Source organism: Edaphobacter paludis, assembly GCF_039993895.1.
In the GTDB taxonomy this organism is placed as follows: Bacteria; Acidobacteriota; Terriglobia; order Terriglobales; family Acidobacteriaceae; genus Edaphobacter; species Edaphobacter paludis.
Genome location: NZ_CP121194.1, coordinates 3,875,892 through 3,900,872, shown reverse-complemented (window position 1 = coordinate 3,900,872; position 24,981 = coordinate 3,875,892). Strand labels below are relative to the sequence as shown.

The window sequence follows — 24,981 nt, the reverse complement described above, 5'->3', positions numbered from 1 at the left end:
GGGTCTGACTCAGGGGGGCGACAGGCCTACAGCGATTGATGGCTAAACGAGCGATCATTATTGGCGCGGGGCCAGCGGGGCTCACCGCGGCGCTTGAGTTTCTCCGGCGCAGTGATGTAACTCCGATTGTGCTCGAGGCCAGCCACGAAGTTGGCGGCATCTCTCGGACCGTCCGCTACAAAGGCAACCGCATGGACATTGGCGGGCACCGCTTCTTCTCGAAGAGCGACCGGGTGATGCAGTGGTGGCTCGATCTGATGCCGCTTGAGGTGGATAGCTCCTGCCCTCAAACGGCGAGTGCAGAAGGTGATCGTTGCGTTGTGGCTATTCCTGCCCGCTTGCTGGAAGAGCCCGTCCTTCGTGGGGCTGGCCCGCTGCTCGCTAAAAGAGAGCAGGCCCACCCCAATCAAACAGGCGTCGAGGTCGCACTCAACTCCAGCGAGTCCGGCTACACCGCAACAATGGTGGCAATGCCCGTCGATCCTGATCTGGTGATGTTGGTTCGTCCGCGAAAGAGCCGGATTTATTATCTGCGAAAGTTTTTCGACTATCCGATTACGCTGACTGCTACTACGCTGAAGAATTTGGGCGTGGCTCAAACAATTAAGGTCGTCGTCAGTTACACAATATCGCAGGTAAGCCAGATCAAGCCGGAGAAGAGCCTCGAGGATTTCCTGATCAACCGATTTGGGCGGCAGCTCTATCTGACTTTCTTCAAAAGCTATACGGAGAAGGTCTGGGGGAAACCCTGCGAACAAATCTCCGCCGAATGGGGTGCGCAGCGAATTAAAGGGCTGAGCCTCATCGCCGCAGTGAAGCATTTTGCAAAGGAGACATTGAGTCGAAAGAAGTCGAAAGATGTCTCGCAAAAGGAGACTGAAACCAGCCTGATCGAGCGCTTCCTCTATCCGAAGTTCGGGCCGGGACAGCTATGGGAGCATGTGGCCGATCTCGTCCGCGCCGGAGGAGGAGAGATCAATCTCGGGTGGCGGGTCGACAGGATCCATTGCGACGGCAAGCGGGTCGTCTCCATCGATGCGACGAACGATGCCGGCGAACGCCAGACCTTTGCGGGAGACTACTTCTTTTCGACCATGCCGATGCGCGAGTTGGTGCAGGCGATCGATGCGTCTGTGCCGGAAAACGTGCGCGAGGTCAGCGAGGGCTTGCAGTACCGCGACTTTATCACCGTGGGTCTGCTGGTGGACCGGTTGAAAGTACATGAATCCGATGGCGGCCTGCTGAAAGATACCTGGATCTATGTGCAGGAGCCGGATGTGCTCCTGGGACGGTTACAAATTTTTAATAACTGGAGCCCGCATCTTGTGGCCGACCCAGATAAGGTATGGATCGGGCTTGAATATTTCTGCTACGAAACCGATGATCTGTGGAAGATGTCCGACGAGGACCTGAAGAGATTTGCCATCGCCGAAGTCGCGAAGATTGGCATCCTTAACGCCGAGGACGTGAGGGATGGTCATGTGGTCCGGGTGCCAAAGACCTACCCTGCCTACTTTGGCACTTACAACCGTTTCGACGAGCTGCGGTCGTTTACGGATAGTTTTGAGAACCTGTTTCTGGTGGGCCGCAACGGAATGCACAAGTACAACAACCAGGACCACAGCATGCTCACCGCGATGACGGCGGTCGATGGAATTCTGGCTGGAAACGTGGACAAGCGCGCTCTCTGGGAGATCAATACGGAGCAGCAGTATCACGAGGAAAAAACCTCGTGAAGTACCACCTCACGAGGCGATGGTGCCCTGATGAAACAGCAACTGCCAGCGCTTATCGCGAAAGACCCAGAGAGAGGATCGATGCGAGGTGTGCAGAGCAGTCGTGGCATGATAGGTCGCGAGCGCAACGTCGGGAGCCAGCACCGTGACATAGAAATGGCTGATGGTGGCGTTGCGGGGGGAACTTGCCATCAGGTCGTCGATGGCCTGTTGGCGGCTGTAGATTCGACCTGAGCTACAGTATTCCTGAAAATCCTGAGCAAACAAGGGGATAAGGTCGGCGCGGTTCTTCTCACGGCTGGGGTGGAAGAGCCGCTCTTCAAGCGTATGGAGGTGGTCTTGCAGTTCTGCCGCGTTCATGTGAGTAATATGACGTTACCGCTAAAAGTAAGTTTCAGCCAGTCTCGTGAAAGTTGAGGCTGAAATGCAGTGCAATTATGGGAATGAAACCCCGCCCGGCCTCATTCCCATTGTCACGATTTGCGCCAACCTTCGAATAAAGTCTAGACCGGCTTAGGGTTACGCTCCTCGAACTGCCGCTGATGCCAGTAGGGGTATGCGAGCGGAACTTCGCTGGCCGCGTCGAGCTTCTGCACCTGTTCCGGGGTCAGCTTCCAACCCACAGCGCCAAGGTTCGCCCGTAACTGCTCCTCGTTGCGCGCGCCAATAATTACGGTCGAAACGGTAGGACGGCCCAGCACCCAGTTCAGTGCGATCTGCGGGACGGTCTTGCCGGTCTCTTTCGCCACCTCGTCGAGCGCATCAACGACCTTGTAGAGATACTCCTCCGGAACCTGCGGGCCGCTGTCCACGACCACCTTGGTGTTCAAACGGCTGTCTTTGGGGATGCCAGTCTCCCGCCGAATCTTGCCCGTAAGGCGACCCCAGCCGAGCGGTGACCAGACCAGCGCGCCTACCCCCTGATCGAGCGCCAGCGGCATCAGCTCCCACTCATAGTCGCGCCCCACCAATGAGTAGTAGCACTGCTGTCCTACATAACGCGCCCAGCCGTAACGCTCGCTCACGCTGAGCGACTTCATCAGATGCCAGCCGGAGAAATTCGAGCAGGCGATATACCGTACCTTGCCCTCGCGCACGAACTTGTCCAGCGTGTTCAGAGTCTCTTCTACCGGAGTCGTCGCGTCGAAAGCATGCAGATGATAGACATCCACATAGTCCGTGCCCAGGCGCTTGAGGCTGCGCTCGAGCGATTGGATCAGGTGGTAGCGGCTCGACCCGACATCGTTCGGCCCTTTGCCGAAGCGGAAGGTAGCCTTGGTCGAGATCAGCACGTCTTCCCGGTTGTGGTGCGCCAGTGCCTTGCCCAGCGCCGTCTCGCTGCCGCCGTCGGAGTAGATATCGGCGGTGTCGAAGAAGTTCAACCCAGCATCCATGCAGATGCCGACGATGCGGTCCGCCTCAGCCTGCGTCGTCTCCGACCATGCTTTGAAGAACTCGTTAGCTGCGCCAAACGTTCCCGCTCCGAAGCAAAGCTCCGGCACCTTCAATCCTGATTTACCAAGCTGTCTGTATTCCATAATGGGTTCGATGGCGCTGACATCGCCTGCGATGCGCGAAGTGGATCGATTTTCATTTGCCGCGAGATTGCATAGTGGCGCTGCCTGGCGCAGGGCACGCAAGATTTTGCAGAGTTACCTAAATTTCCACTTTCTATCTATAACAAAATAAAGGCAAAGAGGTTTGGACATTCAAATGCATTCTCCAGGCGCATATTCACCAAAAACTGGGAGACCTGCTTTGAAGATCAAATTGTTTGTCGTTGCACTGCTCGCCTCTGCCTTCGCGTTCGCCCCTCTGGCGAAAGCCGACTCCATCACCCTGGAAAACCATACCGGCAATACCTACAACTATGCCCTCACTTTTGACGAGCATACAACCATCTTTTTTCTCGATGGCTTTCAACTCACTGGCCTCTCCGGAGTGACCGATGCTGAATTGAGCGGCGCTCTCGCCGATGACTTCGGTATAGCGAACTTCGATTCCACATCAGTCACTGTCGGAAGTCTCTTTTCAATCGAACAAGGAAGAAGCATTCCTTTTTCGGTGGGCACTTTGAGCATTACCTCTCTGGCAGCTCCCGGCCTCGTTGACTTTGCCATTCTGGACAGCAATGGCCTGTCCACAGGCAATGTCCTCGGACCTGACTCCAGCCCGGTGCCTGAGCCTTCCAGCCTTGTACTGCTCGGCAGTGGATTGCTGGCTGCTGCTGGCGTCGTTCGCAGAAAGCTCTTCGTCTAACCTGCAATCAAACTGCTTTGCTGAAAAGGGTCGCCCGATGGCGGCCTTTTTCAGTGGCTTGTTGCATTCTCTACCGGCTTGTCCACCTGCGATTGATAGATCTCCTCTACTCGCTCCACCGTGTCGATCTCGCTTACGGGCTTGTCTGTGCGGATGCGGATAATCCGTGGAAACCGCAGCGCGAATCCACTGGCATGGCGGTTGCTGCGCATGATGTTGTTGAAGGCGACTTCGAGCACCATCAGCGGCTCGACGGTGCGGAAGTAGCCCTGGTCTTCGAGCGTGTGTTCCATCATCCATGCGCTCATCTCCGCTATCTCGGCGTCGGTCAGGCCGGAGTATGCCTTGCCCACATTGAGCAGCTCGCTGTCAGCACTGCGCACGGCGAAGGTGTAGTCGCTGAGGATGCCCGCACGTTTTCCGTGCCCAAGTTCCGCACCGGTCACAACAACGTCGAGCGTGGCTAGTTCGCGCTTCAACTTCACCCACGCCAGCCCGCGCCGTCCCGGTTGATACTCCGAGGCGGCGGCCTTCAGCATTACTCCCTCATTCGCCCGGGCGCGGGCATCGGCGTAGGCGCGCTCGATATCTTCCGCCGATTGAACCAGACGCGCAGGCGATAGGATCATGCGTTCTACGCCCTCGCCGTCGGGCTGCATGAACATCGCTGTCTGCGCTGCGCTCTTGCGCTCATCAACCGTCAGCGGAGAGCGTAGCTTCTCGACCAGGCGCTCCGCCGCGGCCTCGAGCCGGTTGCGCCTCTCGCCGAGCGGCAGATTGAGCAGTAACTCGCCGCCTGCGTACATCAGATCGAACGCAATGAATACCACCGGAACCTGCTGCCGCCATTCGTTGGAGACGCGCTTCCTGCCGATGCGCTGTCCCAGTACGGCGAACGGCAGAGCCCGGCCAGCTTTGATGTCCCAGCCAAGGATCTCTCCATCAAAGATCAGCGGCTCGCGCACCTGCGCAAACGCCTCGGCGAGATCGGGGAAGCTCTCGGTCACGTCCTCGCGGTTTCGCGAATAGATGGTGACGCGGCCCGGCTGCTCGGCGTCGCCGCAGTGCACCTGCGCCCGCATGCCGTCGTACTTGTCCTCGAGAAATGCTTCGACGGAGGCAGCATTCTGCTTGTTGGCGAACCGCTCCGCGGCTTCTTCGGGCGAGTCGACCGGGCTGGCCAGCATGAACCCCAGCGGATGAAACAGCCGCATCCGAGCCTCCGCCAGCGTTCCCGCGAACGCCCGCCGCAGTGCCGAGGCAAGGTCGGCCTCCAGCATCACGGCGTTGCGAACCTCCGCAACCGGGGCTTCAGCCGCAACCGCTATCGCCTCTTCGACCAGACTCTGCTTGACGCCAATGCGCATGTCTCCGCTCATCAGCTTCAGCAGATACTTTGCTTCCAGAGGAGTGGCGCGACGCAATAGTCCTTCCACAAGGGCAGCTCGGGCCGCCGTAGTCTTCGCCGTGACCATGGCCGCAAATGCCGTGGCCACCTCGTCCAGCGCTAAAGCCTGATCCCTGATCCGTGATCCCTGTTCCCGGTCGTGCAGTAAATCAAAGGCCGCGGCCCCCAGATCGCCATGCCGTTTGTATGCTGCGTGAAGGGCAGCACTTGTGGCTCCGCTTACTGACAGGAGCGCCTTGGTCAACAGCGCTCCTCCGGCGTTCAGCTTGCGGGGGTCGGCCTCGGCAAAGGGTGTGCCCGACAGATACAGCGCAAACAATCCGGCGTCGTCGCTCTCCGGCGCAGCCGCGTGGACTGCTGCAATCGCCTTGGCAATCGCGGCACGCTTCTTCAACCGACCCGGCTCCGCAGCCAGTGTCTCAGCGAGATCGGCCACTTCTCGAAACAAAGCCATATCTCAAGACCTCTCAGGTAAAAGATGCATTCCGAACCCGGCGCGGCAGGAGTAACATCTAAATAGCAATGAACGCATCCGCAAATTCGGTGTTTTGTCCCCGCGTGACCGAGTCGCCCGACCGTCACGACTTTGCCTAGCTGCGCCTTCTCCTGCTCCACCTCCCAGAACACGCAATGACCAAAGACCCAGAACAACTGCAAATACAAAAGACTTTGCTATAAGGATTTTTCTATATGTTTGATCGCCTCGACCAACTCGAAGCCCGTTACGAAGACCTCGGCCAGCAGATGTCCGACCCCACGCTGGTCCAGGACCAGAAGAAGTTTCAGGCTATCGCCAAGGCGCACCGCGACCTTGAGCCGACCGTCGAAAAGTTCCGCGAGTATCGCAAGCTCAAGGAAGGCATCGCCGAGGCCAAGGCCATGCTCGCCGAATCCGACCCCGATCTCCGCGCCATGGCGCAGGAAGAACTCACGTCCCTGGAACCTCGCCTCGCGCAGGTTGAGGAAGAGCTGAAAGTTCTTCTGCTGCCCAAAGACCCCAACGACGACAAGAACATTATCATCGAACTACGCGCCGGAACCGGCGGCGACGAGGCGGCGATCTTCGTCTCGGAGATGTTTCGCATGTATCTCCGCTTCGCCGAGCAGCACAAGTGGAAGGTCGAAGTTCTCTCCACCTCGGAGACCGGCATCGGCGGCGGCATGAAGGAAGTCACGGCCATCTTCGAAGGCGACAAGGTCTACTCGCAGATGAAGTACGAGTCCGGCGTCCACCGCGTGCAGCGCGTACCGGCGACGGAGACGCAGGGCCGTGTTCATACCTCCGCCATCACGGTGGCGGTGCTGCCTGAGGCTGAAGAGGTAGACGTCAAGATCGAAGCCAAGGACCTGCGCATCGATACCTTCTGCTCGTCCGGTCCCGGCGGCCAGTCGGTCAATACGACCTATTCCGCCGTCCGCATCACGCACATTCCGACCAACACCGTCGTAAGCTGCCAGGATGAAAAATCGCAGATCAAGAACCGCGAAAAGGGCATGCGCGTCCTCCGCGCCCGCCTCTACGAGGTCGAGGCCGAGCGCATCCATCAGGAGCAGGCCAAGGATCGCAAGCAGCAGGTAGGCTCGGGCGACCGCAGCGAGAAGATCCGCACCTACAACTTCCCGCAAAACCGGCTCACCGACCACCGCATCGGCCTCACCAACCACCAACTCAACATGGTGATGGAAGGCCTGCTGCAACCGACTGTTGATGCCCTGATCGCACACTACACTGCGGAGAAGCTCAAGGCCGAAGGCGAAGCCGCCTGAGCGGAGACTTTGGCTCACGAAGCTCGAAGTGGGTTGTCCAGATGTACGATTGTCGGGAACGCCGTCAGTTTCTACATCGCTGAGGCAAAAAGGAGTTCCCCACATGCTCCGTCTTTTGAGCATCGCGTTTTTGGGCAGCCTAATGGCCGGTGCAGCTCTCACGCCGGCGCAGTCTGTGGCTCAGACTCCACAGGCCTCGACCCACCCGGCACGCCCCACGCCCCCTACCCGCGATCCGCACACGCCGGGCTATGTGGCAGCGAAGGAACTGCCCGATGGCACCAACGCTCCAGCCGATGCCGACGGAAACTTCATCATCGGCCCGACTCACAACCCCGCGCCGGAGATGTCCGTGCAGGCAGGTGTGCCGCAGGGGACGGTGTCCGAGTTCGTCATGCAATCGGCTGACAGCAAGATCTATCCCGGCATCGCACGGGAGGCGGGCACCTTCGGCACCCCCGATCCCACCGACCCCCCCAAGCTGGTGGTGACCACAAGCCATCCCGCTGCCTACACCCGTCGCGTGGCGGTCTATGTACCCAAACAATATGTTCCCGGCACCGCCGCTCCCTTCATCGTCGGAGCGGACGGCCCCGACCATGCATTGTTCACCGCGCTGGACAACCTGATTGCCGAGCACAAGGTGCCGGTGATGATCGCCATCTCCATCAGCAACGGCAGCGGCGATGCACAAGGAAGCGAGCGCGGTCTGGAGTACGACACCATGTCGGGCCGGTATGCGGAGTTCGTAGAAAAAGAAGTGCTGCCTCTGGTGGAGACGAAGTTCCACGTGGAACTGACCCATGATCCCGATGGCCGCGCCACCATGGGCGGCAGCTCCGGCGGATCGTGCGCCCTGATCATGGCGTGGTATCACCCCGAGCTGTACCACCGTGTCCTCACCTATTCGGGCACCTATGTGAACCAGCAATGGCCCTCCGATGCGAAGACTCCGCATGGAGCATGGGAGTTTCACGAACACCTCATCCCTGACTCTCCAGCCAAGCCGCTGCGCATCTGGATGGAGGTGGGCGACCGCGACCTCTTCAACCCGAATGCGATGCGGGACAACATGCACGATTGGGTCGTTGCCAACGAGGACATGGCCAAGGTGCTGGCCGCCAAAGGCTATCACTATCAGTTCGTCTTCGCCCGCAACGCCGGCCACACCGACCGCGCTGTGAAACAGCAGACGCTGCCCGAGGCCCTCGAGTACCTATGGCAGGGCTATCCCATTGCAGGGGCGACCTCGAGAAATAAATCCGGTAATAAAATCGACAAATGATCAGGCAATCCCTCCGCAGCCGCGTCCGCTCCGTCGCATCGATCGCTTCCCTCGCCCTCGCGAGCCTCCTCTGCGTCAGCTCTGCGAAGGCTCAAGGTCAGCAGCAGACACCGGCGCTCAATGGCATTGCCCACATCGCCATCCGCGTCCACAATCTCGACGCTGCGCGCGACTTCTACAAGAAGCTTGGCTTCGACGAGGCCTTCGCCCTCAGCAAGAACGGCGCTGTCTACCAGTCCTTCATCAAGCTGGACGACCGCCAGTTCATCGAGCTGTACCCCACCACCGCCAAAGATACTGAGATCGGCTTTCTTCACCTGTGCTTTGAGAGCGACAACCTGCAGGCGGTCTATGACGATTACATCGCGCGCGGCGTCACACCCAACTTCAAGATTCGCAAGGCCGGGGCGGGCAATCTGCTGTTCACGCTGAAAGGTCCCATGCAGGCGACCGGGCCGCAGAACATCGAGTACACGCAGTACATGCCCGGCTCGCGCCACTACAGCGACCGCGGCCAGCACCTCGGCACCGACCGCGTCGGGACGAAGCTCGTCTCAGTCACCCTCGCCATGCAGGACCCCGCCGCCGCCCGCGACTTCTACCTGAAGCAGCTTCAGTTCACCCCGGACGCTCATCACCCCATGACGCTCAACCTTCCCGGAGATTCCGGCGAGCAGGTAGAAATCGTGCCGGTCGCCAGTCTGGGCAGCAAAGGCCGCATCCTTCTCTCCACCTCCAGTCTGGGACGCTCCTCCAAACTGCTGAAGCAGGCCCACGTGATCTTCAAAAAATCGAAGAAGGCACTCACCGTGACCGATCCCGACGGCAATCTCATCGTTATCGAGGCACGTTGATCGAGCCAAAGCGCGAGACAATAGCAACAGCAACATGACCTTACGTCAGGCACTCACGCTCGCTACCGAACAGCTCGCCGCGAGTCCTCATCTTCGCGACCGTGGCCATCGCGATGCGGAGCTTCTGCTTCTGCATCTGCTTGGTCTCGATCGCGCCACGCTTCTTGCTCATCCCGATCGTTCCCTTACTTCCGAGCAGCTTGCCCTCTATCAGGCAGCCATCACCCGCCGCCTTGGCTGCGAGCCAATTCAGTACATCACCGGCCAGCAGGAGTTCTTTGGCCTGCAACTCAAGGTCACTCCGGCCACGCTCATCCCCCGCCCCGAGACGGAACACCTGGTTGAAGCTGTCCTTGACCGGCTTCCCCGCGACCAACCCCTCAAGATACTCGACATCGGCACCGGCACCGGGGCTATCGCGCTGGCCCTCGCCGCGCATCTGCGTCTGGCCCGGGTCACCGCACTCGACCTCTCCGCCGAAGCCCTTGAGGTCGCCCGGCAAAACGCCGCTGCTCACCATTTGACTGGCTGCGTTCACTTCCTCCTGTCCGACCTGCTCACGGGCCTCCCGCAAAAAGACCGGACCGGAGCCTTCGACGCCATCGTCAGTAATCCTCCCTATATCCCGGAGAGTGATCGCGATGGACTCCATCCCGAAGTGCGCGATTATGAGCCTGCGCAAGCTCTTTTCAGCGGCGGACTTGGCCTCGATATCTACCGGCGACTGATCCCGCAGGCACACGCAGCGCTCAATCCCGGGGGCCTGCTTGCGCTCGAAATCGGCCATGGCCAGAAGGAAGCACTCGCTGATTTGCTGGGTAATTGGCGAAATGTCGGCTTTATTGCAGATCTTCAGCAGATTCCTCGCGTTGCCCTGGCCCAAAAATAGCCGTCGCCGGGCGGCGGAATACGCTCGGGAGAACTCTTCGAAATTTCTGTCACGGAATCATTCCGGTTGACAGCCGTTTAACTTGCCGCCTATATTCCTCACACACCCTCAACCGAGTCCGGTCACGAAGCCAATTGCAAGAGGGATTAAGCAGCACCAATTTAGGAGGTCCTACCAAAATGAAATTCCTAAGCTCATCCGGCGTCCCCATGAAGCGCTTCTGTTCGCTTCTCGTGTTGACTGCCCTCCTGATCGGCACATCCTTTCTCGCGCATGCACAGACTGCGGGTACCGCAAGTGTTCAGGGCACGGTCACTGACCCCACCGGCGCTTCCATCCCGAACGCCAAAGTCACCTTTACCAATACCGGCACCCATACCTCGCGGGCCACTGCTACCGACGGCGCCGGCATCTTCAGTCTCCCGAATCTTCCAGTCGGCGCCTACAGTCTGGTCATCGCGGCGCCGGGCTTTCAGGGCTACACTCGCACCGGTGTTCTGGAGGTCGGAAACAACATCCAGATCAACCCAGCCCTGACCGTCGGCAGTTCGACCGAGCAAGTCGAGGTTCAGGCAACCGGTGCTGCTCTCGACACCGAAACCAGCAGCTTCAAACAGGTCATCGATCAGAAGCGCATCACGGAGCTTCCCCTCAACGGTCGTCAGGCCACTGACCTTATCCTCATCTCTGGCGGTGCCGTGACCGCACCCACCGGCGACCTGACCGGCAGCAAGAACTACCAGAGTTCTACCGTCATCGCCGTCGCTGGCGGACAGGGCAACTACAACAACTACGTCCTCGACGGCGGATACCACGTCGACAACTTCACCAACGTCAACCTGCCCTTTCCGTTCCCCGATGCGCTGCACGAATTCTCGGTCGAAAATAATAGCCTTCCTGCCCGCAACGGCGTCCATCCCGGCGCTCTGGTCAACGTCGTCACCAACTCCGGCACCAACCAGTGGCATGGCACGGTCTTCGAATTTCTGCGCAACAACATCATCAACTCCACTAACTTCTTCTCAACCGCGAAGGACACCCTCAAGCGCAACCAGTTCGGCGGTACGCTCGGCGGCAAGATCATCACCGACAAGCTCTTCTTCTTCGGCGGCTATCAGGGGACGCGTAACAAGCAAGTCGGCAACGCCACCTCCTACTGCATTCCCACTCCAGCAGAGTTGACCGGAGACTTCAGCCAGCAGCCTTCCAAGACAGCCAGCAGATGCGGAATCGCATCGACGAAAATCGTCGATCCTGTCACCGGCGCTGACATCTCCGCGACCCGCAAGATTCCGCAGAGCAGTCTCAACCAGCAGACCCTGAACCTGATCAAGTACCTGCCCAACTCGCAGGCCGACCAGTATGGCCTGGTCAACATCGCCCTTCCCGCCAACAGTACGGAGGACCAGTACATTGGCCGGCTGGATTACACCTGGAGCGCACGGCACTCCCTCTTTGGCCGCTACTTCATCACCAACTACAACCAGCCCAGCTACTACTCGCCGACGAACATCCTGCTCACAAGCACGGCGGGTAATTCGGAACGGGTCCAAACGTTCACACTAGGTGATACCTTCATCGTCACGCCGCATCTGGTGAACACCTTCCACGGAACTTACAGCCGCCGCCGGGACACCCGTGGTCCTACCGCCGGAGGCATCAATGCCACCACGCTTGGGGCCAACCTGTATGTCTATGCTCCGGTCGACCTACGGCTCAACGTCACTAATAACTTCTCGACCGGCTGCGGCACCTGCGCGCCCGGCTTCTTCAACGTCAACACCGAAGACTTCACCAACGATGTCGACTACCTCCACGGCAAACACCAGTTTGCCTTCGGCGGCGAGATCATCCGTACCGGCGACAACACCAACACGGGCTATCTCTTCAACGGCGACTACACCTTCAGCGGCCAGCTCAGCGGCGCGAAGAACAAGAACGTCGGCGAACCGCTCATCGACTTCCTGACCGGCCAGATGAGCAGCTTCAGCCAGAGCCGCGCCCAGCAGACGACGTATCGCCAGACCATGTTCAGCATCTACGGGCAGGATACCTACCACTTCACCCAGCGCCTCACCGTTAACATCGGCCTCCGCTGGGAGCCAAATCTCTACCAGACCGACAAGTTCGGACGTGGCAGCACCTTTATCCGCTCCGCCTTTGATGCCAACCAGCACAGCACCAAGTTCCCCAATGCGCCAGCGGGATCGTTCTACTACGGCGATGCCGGGGTGCCCAAATCTTTTACCGACAATCGGCTCGCCAATTTCTCTCCGAGAGCGGCGCTCACCTACGATCCTTATGGAACGGGCAGGACGATCTTCCGCTTCGGCGGCGCGATCATGTATGACTCGCCTGCTCTGTATACCTCGCAGCGCCTGACGTCCAATCCTCCGTTCGTCAACGAGATCGACCTGAACGGTCAGTTCAGCTTCAGCCAACCGTGGGCCGGATACCCCGGCGGCGATCCGTTCCCGGGAGTCTATCCGCCCAACGCCAGCGCCCCGTTCCCGACCAACACGCTCTATATTCTTATGCCTCGCCACATTCAAACGCCGACCGTCAATCAGTGGACGGCCAGCGTCCAACAGGACCTCGGCCGCGGCTGGAGCTTCTCCATCAACTATCTCGGCGATCACAACTCTCACCTCTGGCTCGGCCGGGGTATTAACCAGGCTGTCTACATCCCCGGCATATGGACAGGCCCTGGCTCCTGCGGTGCTCTGACCATCTCCCCCGGCGTGGGCAAGGCTTGCTCCTCGACGGGCAACTCCAACCTCCGCACCGTTCTCTCGCTCGCCAACCCGGTGCAGGGACAGGGCTACAGCCCGACCATGACCCTCATCAGCGATGGCAACGACTCCACCTATAGCGGTGTCATTGCGGCTATTCAGCACCGCATGTCCAATAACTTCAGCTTCCTCGCGAACTACACCTGGTCGCATTGCATCAGCGTCGGCGACGCACCGGGCGATATCGCGCTGCCGATCTTTGAGGATTCCAACAATCCGCGTCTCGACCGCGCCAACTGCGGCTTTGATGTGCGCCACATCTTCAACACCTCTATCGTTGCGTCAAGCCACTTCTCCAGCCTGCATGGAATTGCGGGAGGAGTGGTTAACAACTGGCAGATTGCTCCCATCGTTCGGATTCTGAGCGGCCTGCCTCTCAACGTCACCACCGGCACCGATAACTCGCTCACCGGACAAGGTAACGACCGGCCGAACGTGATCAATCCCAATGCGGTCTACACCCATGCGCAGATCTACCAAAAGACGCCGGGCAACCTTGCCTACCTCAACAGCGCCGCCTTTACGACGAACGCTATCGGTACGCTCGGCAACCTTGGCCGCAACGCCTTTCGCCAACCCAACTACTACAACGTGGACGCTGCACTCAGCCGTACCTTCCCTATACATGAGCGCCTTGCCTTCCAACTGCGGCTGGAGGCATTCAATGCTCTCAATCATCCCAACTTCAACAGATTCACCACCACGCTCAGTTCGGGCAGTACCTTCGGCGATGCAACCGCCGCCGCCGATCCGCGCATATTCCAACTGGCCGGAAAGTTCACTTTCTAGCCTGACTGACTTGAATCCACTACAGAAGGGCGGCCAGCAATGGCCGCCGTTTCTTTGCGTTTTCCATTTCTCATTACCTCGCTTAACCGTCATAGAATGGCAGAGTCATCAAGTCGTCTCCACCAATGTCTGCTGACAGAGCCCCACTATTGAGGTGTTTTGTGCGTTTCAAATTCTCTCTTTTTCTGCTGCTGCTCTGTTCGCTCTCGATGGTTCACGCACGGGCCGCGCAACCCCATACGCCGCATACCTTCGCCGTGCAGGGAAATCACTTCGCGCTCGATGGCAAGCCGTTTCAGGTCATCTCCGGCGAGATGCACTACCCGCGCATCCCTCGCGCGGACTGGCGTGCCCGCTTCAGGATGGCGAAGGCTATGGGCCTCAATACCATCACGACCTACGTCTTCTGGAACGAGCATGAGCAGAGGCCCGGCGTCTACGACTTCTCCGGTAACAGGGACGTAGCTGAGTTTATCCGCGAGGCCCAACAGGAGGGCCTCTACGTTATCCTGCGTCCCGGCCCTTATGTCTGCGCCGAGTGGGAGTGGGGCGGCTATCCGGCATGGCTGTTGAAGGACCACAGCATGGTTGTGCGCAGCAGCGACCCTAAATTTATTGCGCCGACGAAGCAGTGGATCGCGCGTCTCGGCAAGGAACTCGCGCCACTGCAGATCGGCAACGGCGGTCCCATCATTCTCACCCAGGTGGAAAACGAGTACGGCTCCTACGGCAACGACCATGTGTACATGGAGCAGATCCACAAGATGCTCGTCGATGCAGGATTTACGAAATCGCAGCTTTATACGGCCGACGGGCCTGAGCAGGTGCCGAACGGGTCGCTGCCGGAGCTTCCGGTCGGGATCAACTTTGGCGGAGGAGAGGCCGGGGCAGCGCAAAAGGCCTTTGCGGTGCTCAAAAAATATCGCCCCAATGGCCCCTTCATTAATAGTGAGTACTGGGCGGGCTGGTTCGATCACTGGGGAAGCAAACACGCGCACACCAATGCTCAGAATGAAGCGGCCAACCTCGACTGGATGCTGCGTCAGGGCTATTCGGTCAGCATCTACATGTTCCACGGCGGCACCAGCTTCGGCTGGATGAACGGCGCCAACAGCGACGGCAAAGGCAGCTACGAGCCTGACGTTACGAGCTACGACTACGATGCGCCCCTCGATGAGAGCGGACGGCCCACCGTAAAGTATCGTGCCTTCCGCGATGTTATCGCCAAGGCCACCGGGAAAACGCCGCCGCCCATCCCCAATGTCCCTGCAGCTATCACTACACCGGCGGTGACGCTGGCGGAGTCGGCTTCCTTGTGGAAGAATCTGCCCGCGCCGATTCACTCCGACAAAGTGCTGAGCATGGAGGATGTCGACCAGGCTTATGGATACATCCTCTACCGCACGCACCTTAAAAATGCTGCTGCCGGTGAACTGGCTCTCGACGATCTGCACAGCTACGCGCAGGTCTATCTCGACGGCAAGCTCGTTGGCAGCGTCGACCGCAGATTGAAACAGAACACGCTTGCACTTCCTGCGGCGAAGCCAAACGCGCAGCTTGATATTCTCGTCGAAAACACTGGCCGGGTGAACTTCGGGAAGACGATCGGCGGGGAGCGCGCAGGCATTACGAAGCAGGTGACGTTGAACGGAACGCCGCTGCTGGGATGGGAGATCTTTCCGCTGCCCATGAAGGCAGTCGACAAGCTGCCCTACTCGACGAAACCCTGCGAGGGAGCATGTTTCTACCGCGGCAGCTTCGATCTTGCCGCTACCGGAGACACCTTCCTTGACACTAGCGAGTTCACCAAAGGCGAACTCTGGCTCAATGGACAGACGCTGGGCCGCATCTGGAACGTCGGACCGCAAAAGGCGCTCTACGCTCCGGGGCCGTGGCTGGTGAAGGGGAAGAACCAGATCGTCGTCTTCGATCTCGAAGGCAAGCTGGGCCGTGTGGTTCGGGAACTGCACAAGCCTGTCCTCGGTGCTCCGGGCCCATCCATTAAGTAAGCTCGGGATCGGGCATTAAATACCAAAGGCCCAGCGTCATCGCTGGGCCTCACTCTTTCAGGAAGAAGATTTGGTTAGTGCCCGGCGGACTTGCTGGCATGCTTTGGTGGGCGGGGGATCAGGAAGAGCAGCGGCAACATGCAGGCGCAGAAGATGGCGAGGTACTGGATGATGTCCAGATATGCCAGCATCGCAGCCTGACGGTGAAGCTGGCTGTAGATGTAAGCCTCAGCCGAGTGAACCGCCTGAAAGCCCTGGCCGAAAGAGCCCTTGAGCGCGTCGACCTGTGAATTGAAGGCAGGATTGGCGGTCGTGAGGTTGCGCACCATGTTGTTTTCGTGCGCGGCGGTGCGGCGCAACAGCATCGTTGCCATAAAAGCCGTACCGCACGATCCGCCGATGTTACGCGCAAGGTTGGTCAGGCCGGAGACGTCGTTGTTCTCCGACTGCTTCACGCCAATATAGGCAATCGTATTGATGGGGATGAAGAGAAACGCTAGCCCGGAGGCCTGAAAGATGCGCAAAAAGGCGAGGTACTTGTAGCTGACGCCGAGGTTCAGCGTATGCATCTCGACCAGCGCCGAGGTCAGCATCAGGAAGCCGAAGGCGATGAGTTTACGCGCGTCGACCTTGCCTGAGAGAAAGCCGACGATGGGCATCATGGCCATCATGATGAAGCCCGCGGGGGAGAGTACGAGCCCGGCGAGTTCGGCGGTATAGCCCAGCAGCGTCTGCACGAACTGCGGAATGAGGACGGTAGTTCCGTAGAGCGCGAAGCCGAGCACAAACATCAGCAGGAAGCTGATGGCGAAGTTGCGCCGCTTGAACAGCGTCAGATTGATGATGGGGCGGTGGCCGATGCGAAGCTGCCGCAGCTCCCAATAGATCATGAAGACGAAAGCGACGACACAGACGATGGCAAAGAAGGTAATGAGGTGCGAAGAGAACCAGTCGTCCTCCTGACCCTTATCCAGCAGGAACTCGAGCGAGCCGAAGGTCAGGCCAAGCAGAGCAAAGCCGGTAAAGTCGAGCTTGATGCCATCGCGCTGGGTCTCCCGCACTTGTTTCTTGACGTAGGGTGGGTCTTCGACGATGCGCGAAGTAAGAAACAGCGACAGCAGGCAGATGGGAACGTTGAGGAAGAAGATCCAGCGCCAGTCGAAGCGGTCGGTGATGTAGCCGCCAAGCGTAGGCCCGATGGCAGGCGCGACGACGACGGCAAGGCCGTACATGGCGAAGGCCTGTCCGCGCTTCTCCGGAGGAAAGGTATCGGCGAGGATGGCCTGTTCGGACGGGGCAAGTCCGCCGCCGCCCGCGCCCTGCAGGATGCGGCAGAAGACGAGGATCGGCAGCGAAGGCGCGAGTCCGCAGAGCATGGAACTGACGCCGAACAGGGCGACGCAGATCATGTAGAACTTCTTGCGCCCGATGAACGTCGTCATGTAGGCGCCGGCGGGAAGAATGATGGCGTTGGCGACGAGATAGGCGGTGAGTACCCAGGTCGCCTCGTCTTGCGTCGAGCCGAGACCGCCAGCGATGTGCGGCAACGCCACGTTGGCGATGGAGGAGTCGAGCACCTCCATGAAGGTCGCCAGGGTGACGGTCATGGCGACGATCCACGGATTTATGCTGGGGCGCCAAGGCCGCTCTTCCGAGTGCTCGGAGTGGCCTTCGGCGTGGCGCGTTTTAAGCTTCGCGCTGGGTAGATCAACAGTGGTTGTAGCCATGAATGTAGATTGGATTGCCAAAAAACAGACGCGATGCAGAGAATTCGCGCCTGTTTTTCAGCGGGTTCGACGGGGCCGCGGTCTTGCCTCAGGTGGTTAAAGTGGTTTTGATCTTGACGCCGTTTTTCCCAAGAAAAACGGCCCTCACGATCTTATCCGGTCCGCAGCAGAGGCAAAGCCGCTTCAGCGGGCGTTTGATGGAAAGTTCTGAGCGTAGGTATCACGTGGAAGACCCTCGGAGCGGGCTTTTCGCCGAAAGGCCATGGCCTCATCGTGGCTCATCGGGCCGCCAACCGTGACAAGATAAGGTGCGCGGCCCCTGGGAGCAAAGACCTCGGGGTTGAGACTGGCGTGTTTGCTGATGATCTGGGCGACTTTATCCTGTGCCTGACTCTGGCGGTTGTAGGTATAGGCCACGACACGCCATTGAGTGCGTGATCCTGTAGCGGTCGCGGCCGCCTTGGTGGACGCCGCCGAGGATGCCCGAACTGGAGGCATTGTCGCTTTGGCCGCTGTGACGTTGGGGCTGGACTGGCTAGGCATCGTAGCCAGCGTGGGGATTGCTGCCGGAGTCTTGTGCAGGAAGTGCCAACCGATAAAGAGCGCCAGAATGACTACCGCAGCGATGGTCGTCCAGGGGAGAACGCGGCTCGGCTCGTCTGACGTAACGAGTGGAGCGACGACGCGATGTGGCAGTTCTGGCATAGCAGATGGCGTGTTAGTTATCGGCGTTGAGGTGGATGAAGCAGTAGCGGAAGAGACTTCGCGCTTTGGTGTGGGCCTTGACGTAGTCACGGGAGATGAGGGCGCAAGCGCTGCCGCAATCTGGGGAAGACCCCAGGCTCCGCTGAGGCCATTGGTGACGATCTCGTGAAAGGGCGCGGGCAACGTTGTTCCCGCAGGAAGATATCGCTGCTGGGTGAGCGCCTGGAGCAGGACGATGACGAGACCGTGAACGTCGCGTGCCTTGAATTCATTGGCCTCTGCGCCCTCGGGCGCTTCGCGGATGCAATCGCTGCGGAGTTTAACTTCTTCGCCGACAGCAAGGACGTTGGCTGGTTCGACGTGCTCGTGGACGAGATTGGCACTGTGCAGGGCCTGGAGCGCGGGAACCAGGCTGGTGGCGATCTGCATGGTCTCTTTTTGGGAGAGAGGCCGCTCTTTGAGGATGTCGGCGAGGCTACCGTCGGTAGGCTCCATGACGGCGTAGAGGAGCGCAGTCTCATCGAGGGTCGTCTGGCCGAATTTCTTGAGCTTGATAAGGTTTGGCTGATCGATCTTGGAGACGGCAGTCCATCGACTGAGGATCTCGGGTTCGTCGAAGTGGGCCTCGATGAGGCGGATGACGGCTGGGGCGCCAGAGCCATTTGTCGTTGAAAAGAAAGCGCTTCTGCCTTCTGGTTCGAGAAGTTCTTTCAGCGGGAATTCGTCAGCGACGATTCTTCCTTCATATTCATTCCAAAGTTGCATCTGGTTTCCAGTCCTGGGGAAAGTGGTGGCAGGCAAGTGCGACAAGAGGCGGTTTACGCTGTTAGAGATGCAGGGTTACGCCTTCTCAATAGACTTATTATCCTCTATTGGGGTTGTGTCCTCAATTGGCGGAGAGGGTGCCAACTTCGGTACAGATCTTTTGAACAGAGAAAAGATGATTGTCTGAGGGCTTTCTTGGACTTGTTGGGTTCTCGACGCGGCGATCACCATGGGAGGGCTGGTCTGTCGGTGCCATATTTTGGGCAAGCGGGATGCTAGACTTCGAGTTTCCGCCGTTTCCTCCGCATGACGGAGTCTAATAATGGGATGGGAGGTGCCAATGCATCCGGATCTTGAGAAGTTGATTGTGTTGCAGCAGCTCGACGTCGAAGCGAAGCGCCTGCGGGACGAGATGGTCGCCCTGCCGAAGCGGGTCGCAGAGCTGGAGGCGAAGACCAAGGCAGTTGTGGGGCAGCGGGCGGTGGTGCTCGACCTGATTGCGAAGGAAGAGGTTCTCCGGCGGCGGCAGGAGTCGGACGTGAAGGACCATCAGGCGAAGATCAGCCGCGTCCGCAAGCAACTGGATCAGGCGACGACGACGGTGCAGGTGACGGCGTTCGAGCACGAGATTGGCTTTGCCCAGGTCGAGGTCAGCCGCCTGGAAGACGCGGAGCTCGAGAGCATGGAGCGCACCGAGGCGCTCGAGTCCCAGAAGGCCATTGCGGATGAGGCGGTGGAGGACGCGACGAAGACGCTCGAGCGCGAGCGGCTGCGGGCATCGGAGACGATTGCGCTGGATAAGAAGGCGCTGGCAGAGGTCGATCAGAAGCGGGCTGCGTTGCGGCCGGAGATTGGCGAATCGGCGCTCTCGAACTATGACCGGATTGCGAAGGGTAAGGGAACGGGACTAGCTGAAGCCCTGAACCAGAAGTGCATGGCCTGCCAGATGATGCTGCGTCCGCAGCGCTGGAACGACCTGCGCGATCGCAGCAACGACGAGGACATCATGACGTGCGAGAGCTGCGGCCGACTGCTGTACTACGATCCGGCGAGGGACGCTCCACAGCGAAAGACGGTGCCGGTGGAAAGTATTGCGGCTTCGATTATCAGGTCGCTTTAGTGCAGAGAACAGGAACCAGGTGAGTTTGCTTTGAAGCGAATTTGTGTCGACATGGACGAGGTGATGGCGGATGCGGTGGCGGAGCATCTGCTGCGTTACAACCGTGATTATGAGGAGCAGCTTACGGTTGCCGATCTGGAAGGCAAGTGGCTGTGGGAGATTGTGTCGAGCGACCGGCACGGGGCGCTGGAGGCGTATCTGCGGTCCGAGGACTTCTTCGAAAGCTTGACAGTGATGCCGCAGTCGCAGCGGGTGATGCAGAGGCTACAGCACAACTACGAGGTGTTTATTGCCACGGCGGCAATGGAGATTCCGACTTCGTTTGCGCAGAAGTTCCGTTGGCTGGAGAAGCATTTCCCATTTATTCCGCCATCGCACATTGTCTATTGCGGAGACAAAGGGATACTGAAGGCAGACTACCTGATCGACGATAATCCGCGGCAGTTGCAGCGCTTTCAAGGCACGGGGATTCTATACAGTTCGCCGCATAATGCGAAGGTTAAGGGGTTCAAGCGAGTGAAGAACTGGCTTGAGGTCGAGCAGATGTTTCTGGGGTAGGTGCCGAAGGCCACGACCGCGGATTGCGCGGAATCGTTAAATCCGCGTTGATCCTTGATCAGTGTGATCCGCGGTCAGACGTACAGGGCGGATTCGAACCGCTGTAAGGCGGCATCGGACCAGGCGTGGGTGGATTTGCGCCAGGTGTCGCCCTGCTCGGCCATGAAGTTGGGGAAGTCCATGCGACAGTAGCCACAGTGAGCCTGGAAATCGAAGAGTGCCTGCGGAAAGCCGTCGAGGTATAAGACGGCCTGGAAGCCGTCGCGCGACCACTCGATGGTGGCGATGCGCTCGGGCTCGGGGCGCTCCAGCTCGGCGTCGCTTTTAGCCAGCGCGGCAACGTTGTAGATGAGCATGGCGTCGAGGATGCTGTGCTCGTGCTCCGTCTGCGACCGGTCGCAGGCGTAGAAATAACCGGCGATGCCTTCATCTTCGAAGACAACGGTCCAGGGAACGGTGGGGGAATCGACTGAGAGAAAGGCGCGACCGGGGGTAAAGGAAAGCGACTGCATATCTCACGATACGATAAATGGAGAGATCAGGCTTAGAAACAGTTCTCGGGTTTCGGAGAACTGAGAACTCGCGTTGTGGAGGTGTTTGGTTGGTGCGTCGAGCATGAGGCTTTTGAAGATTCAGATTGGCCGGCCACAGCAGCTGGCGGCGCTGCTGCTTTTATTTTTTCTGGCGGAGTGCCTTTGGGTAGTGAACCGGCAGGAGATCTCCGAACACGATTATCGTTTTGCCCGGTGCGGGCGCGAGATGTGGGAGCGGCCTTCGCCGCTGGCTGGATACTTTACAACCTGCGGCAATCTGGGTGGCGATGGGACCTTTGCCTATCGGGTGGCTGGATTTCCGCTGACGGCGCAGCGGGTGGTGTTGCTGGGTGTGGACAAGCTGCGTAGTCCTGAGAATCGGCTGTATGCAAGCGGCTCGTTGAATGGCTCGACGTGGGAGGCGCGGCACGAAATTGGCAGCGTTAAGTATCTGCTGCATCTGCCGTTTATCTTTTTTGCGATGTGGCTGGGCGTGGGGCTGTGGTGGGTGACGCGGCGGCTGTTTGGGAATGAAGGCGCGTTTTTTGCGCTGGGCCTGTACTGCTGTTGTCCGGAGGTGGTGCGGTTTTCGGTGACTCCGAATAACGATGTGCTGGCGATGTGGGGTCTGTACGGGCTGGTGTATACGGCGATGGGCGTGGCCCATGCGATGCAGGGACCGCGGCGGAAGTGGAAGCCGAGGATCGCGCTGTTGACCGTGGCGCTGGGGCTGACGGCGGCAGCGCATCTGCTGGCGGCGATGTTCGGCTTTGTGGCGGCGCTGGTGCTGATGATCTATCTGGCGGAGCGGCGGCGCAGCTACGTGATGCAGATACTTGTGTCCTCGGCGGTAGGCGCGCTGGTGATTCTGTTTGCGTTTTATGCGTTTCGTCCGGCTCCGTTCAGCTATGTGTTTACCGGGGGCGCGGGACGGTTCTGGTTGTCGCTGGATGGAGTGCGCCGGTTCTTCGGAAATATGGGGAATGGGCCGATCGTGGCGGCGACGGGCGTCGCTGCAGTGCTTTATGTGGGGATCAGGCGCTGCCGCTACTTTGGCAATACGGTTCCGCTGGTGATGGCGGCGCTGCTGTTTCCACTGGTGACGACGCAGGTCGTGACGACGCCGTGGCTGTGGGCTTTGCCATTTCTGTTTACATTTCTTGGCGGAGTGTTCTCCGACTTGTTCGAGACGCGGTACCGGAAGATGTTTCTTGGACTGACAGGGGCCGTGCTTCTGACGCAGGCAATGATTTGTTTGACGATGCTGCCGGGGATCGCGCAGTGAACTTAATCGGAATGTGCATCCAAAGGGATAGTTCTGCATAATGAGTAGGCACCCAAGTGGCTGCCTGAAGGATGGTTCGGCCGCAGATGATGAAAGTTTCGTTGAGCAGGATGGGTGCTGTGTGTGCCCTTACAGTTTTACTGGTCGTGGGTGGATGCCGTCGGCATCGCAAATCGAAATCGGCTGAAAATACGACGGATTATGCGGGCAATTTGCAGGCTCTGGTGGCGACCAAGAAGCTGCCCAGCCTGCGCTGGCCCAATTTTTCCGACTATCAGAGTGCGGTGACGACGTTCTACGACGACCGCAATTACGAACTGGCGTGGACGCGCGACGGCAAGCCGACCGCGACCGCCTTGGCGTTTATCGAGCAGTTCAAGAACGCCGGAGCGAAGGGGTTGAATCCTGAAGACTACGACGCCTCGCTGTGGGCGGGACGGGAGCAGAAGCTATCAGGGAAGTCGCCGGATGCGATTTCGCTGTTCGACGTCGCGATGACGGTGAATGTGATGCGGTATATCTCCGACCTGCGGATCGGCCGGGTGAATCCGTCGCACTTCAACTTCGATATCAACGTGCAGTCAAAGAAATATAATCTGGCTGAATTTGTCTCCGACCACGTCGTGGATGCGACCGATGTTCCGAAGTTGATCGCCGGGGTTGAGCCGGATTCCGAGCAATACCGTCAGACAGAGGCGGCCCTGGCGCACTATCTCGATTTGGCGAAGCAGCAACAGGCCGATGGCGCACAACCGCTGCCGATGGTAATGAAGGCAGTTTCGGCAGGTGAACATTATGCCGCGGCTGGGGAGCTGTTGAAGCGGCTTCAGCTTGAAGGGGATGCTCCGGCGGATGAGGCTGGGGCGGAAACTAATCCCGCTGCCAGTGTGTTTACCAAGGAATTATCAGAAGATGTGAAGCACTATCAGAACCGGCATGGGCTGGAAGAGAACGGGAAGCTGGGACCGCAGACGATCGCTTCGATGAATGTTCCGCTGACGGAGCGGGTGGTGCAGTTGCAGGATGCGCTGGAGCGGTGGCGTTGGCTGCCTGACCAGTATCTGAATGCGCGCCTGATCGTGAACCTGCCCGAGTTTATGCTGCGCGGATATACCCCTGACCACAAGCTCGATTTCAAGATGAAGGTGGTAGTCGGCAAGGTGATGGGGGAGCATCAGACGCCGGTGTTCGCGCACATGATGCGGTATCTGGTGTTCAGGCCTTACTGGAATGTGCCGATTGACATCGCGAAGACGGAGTTGGCTCCGCATGTCGCGGCGGACCCTCATTATCTGGAGAGCCACAACTTTGAGGTGACTGCCCACGGTAAGGTGCAGACGCACTACACGGCCAAGGAGATAGCACAGGGCAACGTGGTGGTGAGGGAGAAGCCGGGGCCGAAGAACTCCCTGGGGCTGGTGAAGTTCATGTTCCCCAACCAGTACGACATCTATCTTCACTCGACGCCTGCGCCGTATTTGTTCGATCACTCACGGCGCGACTTCAGCCATGGGTGCATTCGCGTGCAGAAGCCGGCGGATCTGGCGGTGTGGGTGCTCGACGGGCAACTGGACAAGGACAAGCAGCCGTGGGACCTCAGCAAGGTTCAGGCTGCATTCGAGGACGAGAGCCAGAATAATCGCACGGTGGGGTTGAAGACGCCGATTCCAATTGTGATCTTTTACGTGACGGCAGAAGTCGAGGATGACGGGCAGGTCCACTTCTTTGACGACATCTACCGGTACGACGCCGATCTGCAAGCGGTGCTGGCCAAGGGACCGCCGTATCCGGTGAAGCCGGAGCCGATCGTGGCTAAGACGACGGCCGGAGACACCGTGTAGACTGCTGCGTGATGAAGATCGACGCTCCAGCCATGAACCCGAAAGTGGATGCTTATATCGCGAAAGCACAGCCGTTCGCGCAGCCTATTCTGACGCATCTGCGCGAACTGGTACACAAGGCCAGTCCCGATGTGGAAGAGGAGATCAAATGGGGAATGCCTTCCTTTGTGCTGCGGGGAGTCATCCTTGGGCATATCGCGGCCTTTAAGCAACATTGCAGCGCAGGATTTTGGGGGCCGGAGATGCGGGCCGTGTTGGAAGCAGATGGCCTGCAATCCGATGGCGGCATGGGATCGCTCGGACGCATTGCCAGCTTGAAAGATCTGCCTCCGGACAAGGTGCTCCTTGGATACTACCGGCAGGCGGCGGTATTCATTGACTCGGGGCAGCGCACAAAATCGTTCGCACGAGGGCCGAAGAAGACCAGACCCGCGCCAGAGGTCCCAGCAGAGCTGGCTGCCGCGCTAAAGAAGAACAAGACGGCGGCAAAGGTGTTTGCAGAATTCACTGCAAGCGCTCAGCGCGAATATTCGGAATGGATTGCAGAAGCGAAGCGTCCAGAGACGAAGGAGAAGCGCGTCGCTCAGGCAGTGGAGTGGATTGCGGAGGGCAAGCAACGGAACTGGAAGTATCAGAACTGCTAAACCTTCACTTATCGC

General features: G+C 59.0%; 19 protein-coding genes. 13 read left to right on the top strand and 6 right to left on the bottom strand.

The window, feature by feature from the left end:
- The first annotated feature begins 38 nt into the window (after window positions 1-38).
- Complete coding sequence (locus P4G45_RS16265) at window positions 39-1,736, top strand: NAD(P)/FAD-dependent oxidoreductase (RefSeq protein WP_348267522.1); 1,698 nt, start codon at window positions 39-41, stop codon at window positions 1,734-1,736.
- A gap of 9 nt (window positions 1,737-1,745) precedes the next feature.
- Here the strand turns inward: P4G45_RS16265 and P4G45_RS16260 are convergent, their stop codons facing one another.
- The gene (locus P4G45_RS16260) at window positions 1,746-2,096 is read right to left on the bottom strand and encodes a DUF4440 domain-containing protein (protein ID WP_348267521.1); all 351 of its coding nucleotides are present in this window, start codon (window positions 2,094-2,096) and stop codon (window positions 1,746-1,748) included.
- A gap of 143 nt (window positions 2,097-2,239) precedes the next feature.
- Window positions 2,240-3,274 carry an aldo/keto reductase gene (locus P4G45_RS16255; RefSeq protein ID WP_348269277.1) on the bottom strand — a complete coding sequence of 345 codons (1,035 nt, stop codon included), beginning with the start codon at window positions 3,272-3,274 and terminating at the stop codon, window positions 2,240-2,242.
- A gap of 220 nt (window positions 3,275-3,494) precedes the next feature.
- Here P4G45_RS16255 and P4G45_RS16250 point away from each other — a divergent pair, with 220 nt between their 5' ends.
- A complete protein-coding gene (locus P4G45_RS16250) occupies window positions 3,495-3,995 on the top strand; it encodes a PEP-CTERM sorting domain-containing protein (RefSeq protein WP_348267520.1) in 501 nt (166 codons plus the stop codon).
- A gap of 50 nt (window positions 3,996-4,045) precedes the next feature.
- Here P4G45_RS16250 and P4G45_RS16245 read toward each other — a convergent pair whose 3' ends face one another.
- Window positions 4,046-5,857 (bottom strand): ATP-dependent DNA ligase, encoded by a 1,812-nt coding sequence (locus P4G45_RS16245; protein ID WP_348267519.1) that lies wholly within the window; start codon window positions 5,855-5,857, stop codon window positions 4,046-4,048.
- A 236-nt stretch (window positions 5,858-6,093) separates the two neighbouring features.
- On the opposite strand from P4G45_RS16245, the gene prfA reads away from it, so the two are divergent.
- The 6 genes from prfA (at window position 6,094) to P4G45_RS16215 (ending at window position 15,788) form a co-directional block, all read left to right on the top strand.
- Window positions 6,094-7,170, top strand: coding sequence for a peptide chain release factor 1 (gene prfA / locus P4G45_RS16240; protein ID WP_348267518.1), 1,077 nt, complete (start codon window positions 6,094-6,096; stop codon window positions 7,168-7,170).
- A 103-nt stretch (window positions 7,171-7,273) separates the two neighbouring features.
- Complete coding sequence (locus tag P4G45_RS16235) at window positions 7,274-8,455, top strand: alpha/beta hydrolase-fold protein (protein ID WP_348267517.1); 1,182 nt, start codon at window positions 7,274-7,276, stop codon at window positions 8,453-8,455.
- A complete protein-coding gene (locus tag P4G45_RS16230) occupies window positions 8,452-9,309 on the top strand; it encodes a VOC family protein (RefSeq protein ID WP_348267516.1) in 858 nt (285 codons plus the stop codon). The genes P4G45_RS16235 and P4G45_RS16230 overlap by 4 nt, the downstream gene beginning before the upstream one ends.
- Before the next feature lie 34 nt (window positions 9,310-9,343).
- Window positions 9,344-10,198 (top strand): peptide chain release factor N(5)-glutamine methyltransferase, encoded by an 855-nt coding sequence (gene prmC / locus P4G45_RS16225; protein ID WP_348267515.1) that lies wholly within the window; start codon window positions 9,344-9,346, stop codon window positions 10,196-10,198.
- A 179-nt stretch (window positions 10,199-10,377) separates the two neighbouring features.
- Complete coding sequence (locus P4G45_RS16220) at window positions 10,378-13,779, top strand: carboxypeptidase regulatory-like domain-containing protein (RefSeq protein WP_348267514.1); 3,402 nt, start codon at window positions 10,378-10,380, stop codon at window positions 13,777-13,779.
- A gap of 161 nt (window positions 13,780-13,940) precedes the next feature.
- Window positions 13,941-15,788, top strand: a complete 1,848-nt coding sequence (locus P4G45_RS16215) for a beta-galactosidase family protein (RefSeq protein WP_348267513.1) — start codon at window positions 13,941-13,943, stop codon at window positions 15,786-15,788.
- A 74-nt stretch (window positions 15,789-15,862) separates the two neighbouring features.
- On the opposite strand, the gene P4G45_RS16210 is transcribed toward P4G45_RS16215, so the two are convergent.
- Window positions 15,863-17,515, bottom strand: a complete 1,653-nt coding sequence (locus P4G45_RS16210) for a DHA2 family efflux MFS transporter permease subunit (RefSeq protein WP_348267512.1) — start codon at window positions 17,513-17,515, stop codon at window positions 15,863-15,865.
- 183 nt (window positions 17,516-17,698) lie between these two features.
- The gene (locus tag P4G45_RS16205; RefSeq protein WP_348267511.1) at window positions 17,699-18,985 is read right to left on the bottom strand and encodes a hypothetical protein; all 1,287 of its coding nucleotides are present in this window, start codon (window positions 18,983-18,985) and stop codon (window positions 17,699-17,701) included.
- A 340-nt stretch (window positions 18,986-19,325) separates the two neighbouring features.
- Here P4G45_RS16205 and P4G45_RS16200 point away from each other — a divergent pair, with 340 nt between their 5' ends.
- Both P4G45_RS16200 and P4G45_RS16195 read left to right on the top strand, forming a co-directional pair.
- Window positions 19,326-20,105 (top strand): C4-type zinc ribbon domain-containing protein, encoded by a 780-nt coding sequence (locus P4G45_RS16200; RefSeq protein WP_348267510.1) that lies wholly within the window; start codon window positions 19,326-19,328, stop codon window positions 20,103-20,105.
- Window positions 20,106-20,135: 30 nt separating this feature from the next.
- Window positions 20,136-20,663, top strand: coding sequence for a 5'-3'-deoxyribonucleotidase (locus P4G45_RS16195; protein ID WP_348267509.1), 528 nt, complete (start codon window positions 20,136-20,138; stop codon window positions 20,661-20,663).
- A gap of 74 nt (window positions 20,664-20,737) precedes the next feature.
- Here the strand turns inward: P4G45_RS16195 and P4G45_RS16190 are convergent, their stop codons facing one another.
- Window positions 20,738-21,175: a DUF2251 domain-containing protein gene (locus tag P4G45_RS16190; RefSeq protein ID WP_348267508.1), complete on the bottom strand. Its 438-nt coding sequence runs from the start codon at window positions 21,173-21,175 to the stop codon at window positions 20,738-20,740.
- A gap of 103 nt (window positions 21,176-21,278) precedes the next feature.
- On the opposite strand from P4G45_RS16190, the gene P4G45_RS16185 reads away from it, so the two are divergent.
- The 3 genes from P4G45_RS16185 (at window position 21,279) to P4G45_RS16175 (ending at window position 24,966) form a co-directional block, all read left to right on the top strand.
- Window positions 21,279-22,481 carry a hypothetical protein gene (locus tag P4G45_RS16185; protein ID WP_348267507.1) on the top strand — a complete coding sequence of 401 codons (1,203 nt, stop codon included), beginning with the start codon at window positions 21,279-21,281 and terminating at the stop codon, window positions 22,479-22,481.
- An 86-nt stretch (window positions 22,482-22,567) separates the two neighbouring features.
- A complete protein-coding gene (locus P4G45_RS16180; protein ID WP_348267506.1) occupies window positions 22,568-24,322 on the top strand; it encodes a L,D-transpeptidase family protein in 1,755 nt (584 codons plus the stop codon).
- An 11-nt stretch (window positions 24,323-24,333) separates the two neighbouring features.
- A complete protein-coding gene (locus P4G45_RS16175) occupies window positions 24,334-24,966 on the top strand; it encodes a YdeI/OmpD-associated family protein (RefSeq protein WP_348267505.1) in 633 nt (210 codons plus the stop codon).
- Window positions 24,967-24,981: the final 15 nt, after the last annotated feature.

Excerpts from the sequence above, each read along its gene's own strand:
- P4G45_RS16230 (WP_348267516.1), top strand. The coding sequence starts at position 8,452 with ATGATCAGGCAATCCCTCCGCAGCCGCGTCCGCTCCGTCGCATCGATC.
- P4G45_RS16220 (WP_348267514.1), top strand. The coding sequence starts at position 10,378 with ATGAAATTCCTAAGCTCATCCGGCGTCCCCATGAAGCGCTTCTGTTCG.
- prmC (WP_348267515.1), top strand. The coding sequence starts at position 9,344 with ATGACCTTACGTCAGGCACTCACGCTCGCTACCGAACAGCTCGCCGCG.
- P4G45_RS16190 (WP_348267508.1), bottom strand. The coding sequence starts at position 21,175 with ATGCAGTCGCTTTCCTTTACCCCCGGTCGCGCCTTTCTCTCAGTCGAT.
- P4G45_RS16180 (WP_348267506.1), top strand. The coding sequence starts at position 22,568 with ATGATGAAAGTTTCGTTGAGCAGGATGGGTGCTGTGTGTGCCCTTACA.
- P4G45_RS16260 (WP_348267521.1), bottom strand. The coding sequence starts at position 2,096 with ATGAACGCGGCAGAACTGCAAGACCACCTCCATACGCTTGAAGAGCGG.
- P4G45_RS16245 (WP_348267519.1), bottom strand. The coding sequence starts at position 5,857 with ATGGCTTTGTTTCGAGAAGTGGCCGATCTCGCTGAGACACTGGCTGCG.
- P4G45_RS16210 (WP_348267512.1), bottom strand. The coding sequence starts at position 17,515 with ATGGCTACAACCACTGTTGATCTACCCAGCGCGAAGCTTAAAACGCGC.
- P4G45_RS16200 (WP_348267510.1), top strand. The coding sequence starts at position 19,326 with ATGCATCCGGATCTTGAGAAGTTGATTGTGTTGCAGCAGCTCGACGTC.
- P4G45_RS16235 (WP_348267517.1), top strand. The coding sequence starts at position 7,274 with ATGCTCCGTCTTTTGAGCATCGCGTTTTTGGGCAGCCTAATGGCCGGT.
- P4G45_RS16205 (WP_348267511.1), bottom strand. The coding sequence starts at position 18,985 with ATGCAACTTTGGAATGAATATGAAGGAAGAATCGTCGCTGACGAATTC.
- prfA (WP_348267518.1), top strand. The coding sequence starts at position 6,094 with ATGTTTGATCGCCTCGACCAACTCGAAGCCCGTTACGAAGACCTCGGC.
- P4G45_RS16175 (WP_348267505.1), top strand. The coding sequence starts at position 24,334 with ATGAAGATCGACGCTCCAGCCATGAACCCGAAAGTGGATGCTTATATC.
- P4G45_RS16255 (WP_348269277.1), bottom strand. The coding sequence starts at position 3,274 with ATGGAATACAGACAGCTTGGTAAATCAGGATTGAAGGTGCCGGAGCTT.
- P4G45_RS16185 (WP_348267507.1), top strand. The coding sequence starts at position 21,279 with ATGAGGCTTTTGAAGATTCAGATTGGCCGGCCACAGCAGCTGGCGGCG.
- P4G45_RS16265 (WP_348267522.1), top strand. The coding sequence starts at position 39 with ATGGCTAAACGAGCGATCATTATTGGCGCGGGGCCAGCGGGGCTCACC.